The following is a 2,143-nucleotide window of genomic DNA, read 5'->3' as shown; positions in this document are numbered from 1 at the left end:
CCGCTGGCGGCACTGCAGGCGCCCGGCGGCGGCGCCACGCAGGCCAATGGCAAGCTGACGGGCACGGGCACGCATACGCTGCAGCCGGGCGTGTATCCGGGCGGCATTCATTTATCGGGCGGCATGACGGTCAACTTCAACCCGGGCATCTATGTGCTGCAGGGCGGCTTCACGGCCGATGGCGCCGTCAACCTGAACGGCAGCGGCGTGGCGTTTTATACGCAGGGTCCCGTGACGATCACGGGCAGCGGCGTGCTCAAGCTGTCGGCGCCCGAGGTGGGTTCCATGGCCGGCATTCTGTTCTATGGCGACCGCGCCAAGGTCACGGGCAGCAATGCGATCACGGGCGGCGTCAGCGGCGAGCTGGCGGGCACGTTGTACTTTCCTTCGTCGGCACTCAACCTGGTGGGCAGCGGCGCCCTGAAAGGCCAGCCCTATCTGATGCTGATCGCCGACACCATGTCGTTTACGGGCGGCATGCTGACGCAATTTAACAAGCCCGTCTACAACGCCGCCTACCAGGGTTCGCGCGTGGCCATTGCCGAATAGACGCCTGTGCCGGCAGCGAGCGTCCTTGCCGGCGAGACAGGCACCTGGCGGGACAGGCTGCTGGCGTCACGGGCAAATCTTGTGCCGCGTGGCATACACGTACAGCTCCAGGCGGTTGCTCACGCCCAGCTTGTGATAGATCGAGCTCAGGTGGTTGCGCAAGGTGTGTTCGGCGATGAAGGCGCGCTGCGCCAGGTCCTTGTTGAGGGCGCCATTGCCATCTATGATCATGCCGACGATCTTGCGTTCCTTGGCCGTCAGGCTGGCGATGCGCGCATCCTCGGGATTGCGCGGCGGCGGCGCCTTGGGCGCCAGCAACTCGCCCAGCAGGGAGCCAAGCAAGGTCTGCTCCAGCCACAATTCGCCCTGGTGCACCTTGCGGATCACCTGCAGCAGCAGTTCCGCCGGCGCCTCCTTGCCCAGCGCGCCGCGCGCGCCCGCGCGCACGGCCTTGCCCAGCAATTCCTGGCTGCGCGTGCCGCTCAGCACCAGGGCCCGCGTCGCGCCATCGGCCAGCAGCCGGGGCAGGATATCGGTGGAGCAGGAGCCGCCCAGGTCCAGGTCCAGCACGATCACGTGCGGCCGCATGGCCGCCGCCATGGCCAGCGCCGCGTCGGCGTCGCCGGCCGAGCCCACCAGACACATTTCCGGCGTGCCCTCGATGAGTTTTTCCAGGCCCCACAGCATGGTCTTGTGGTCGTCGACCAGCATCACGCGGATGGCCGTGCCGGCACCGGACGGCAGGTTGCCGTGCGGGCTCACAGGGGAATCGCAATCTGCAGCGAGGTGCCGCCATCGCCGGGACGCAGCACCAGCAGGCGCCCGCCCAGCGCGCTGGTGCGCGTGGCGATCGACGAGGGCGTAAACGGCGTGGCCGGCATGCCGTCGCCCTCGTTTTCAATCAAGATTTGCAGCCAGCCATTGTCGCAGCCCAGTTCGATCACGCCATGCCGCGCCCGCGTATGCTTGCGGATATTGCTGATGCCCTCGCTGACGATCTGGAACACTTCGGCCGCCAGGCGGTCGCTCACTTCGATGGCGGGCGAGGCGCGCAGGACGATGTCGATGTCATAGAACTGGCGCACCTGTTCCGCCTGGCGCCGCAGGGCCAGCAGCAGCTCCGGCTCCTTGCGCAGCTGGCCGTTGTTCAGGTTGGTGACGAAATGGCGCATGTCGCCCACCACCTCGGTGGCCATCGCCAGCAGCTTGTCGAGATCATCGATCAGGGGGTTGCCGGGCGCGGCCGCCTGGCGCACGGCGCTGATGCCGTGGCGCAAGCCGATATACGGCTGCAAGGTACTGTCATGCAAGTCACAGGCGATCTTCTGCCGTTCGCGCTGGCCCGCTTCCGAGGCCAGGCGGTCTAGCAGCTCGATGTTTTCCATCATGGGGAATACTTGCGCCACGATATGCTTGAGAAACAGCGCATCGGCCTTGCTGAAACCGTGCCGCGACGACATCAGGTAGACGCGCCCCTGCCCTTTGCGCAGGCGCAGGGAGGCGCTGATGAAGGCGCGCGCCTCGAGCAGTTCGACCAGGCGTTCGCCCGCATCGCCGCCGAAGCGGCGCCACTTGCTGCAGCCGCGCGCCAGCA

At 67.0% G+C, this 2,143-nt stretch carries 3 protein-coding genes; 1 reads left to right on the top strand and 2 read right to left on the bottom strand.

Annotated features, from left to right (window positions below; all coding sequences use genetic code 11):
- Positions 1-549 (top strand): hypothetical protein (locus tag JaAD80_RS31050; RefSeq protein WP_219726906.1); only part of this gene is annotated, 549 nt, incomplete at its 5' end.
- 66 nt (positions 550-615) lie between these two features.
- On the opposite strand, the gene JaAD80_RS28465 is transcribed toward JaAD80_RS31050, so the two are convergent.
- Both JaAD80_RS28465 and JaAD80_RS28460 read right to left on the bottom strand, forming a co-directional pair.
- Positions 616-1,311: a response regulator transcription factor gene (locus JaAD80_RS28465; RefSeq protein ID WP_258003239.1), complete on the bottom strand. Its 696-nt coding sequence runs from the start codon at positions 1,309-1,311 to the stop codon at positions 616-618.
- Positions 1,308-2,143: sensor histidine kinase (locus JaAD80_RS28460; protein WP_258003238.1), on the bottom strand; the 836-nt coding region annotated here is incomplete at its 5' end. The genes JaAD80_RS28460 and JaAD80_RS28465, both read right to left, overlap by 4 nt.

This window comes from Janthinobacterium sp. AD80 (genome assembly GCF_002878455.1).
Taxonomy (GTDB): domain Bacteria; phylum Pseudomonadota; class Gammaproteobacteria; order Burkholderiales; family Burkholderiaceae_D; genus Janthinobacterium.
Note: the sequence above shows the minus strand (reverse complement) of the source record. Positions and strands in the feature narration are given on the sequence as shown.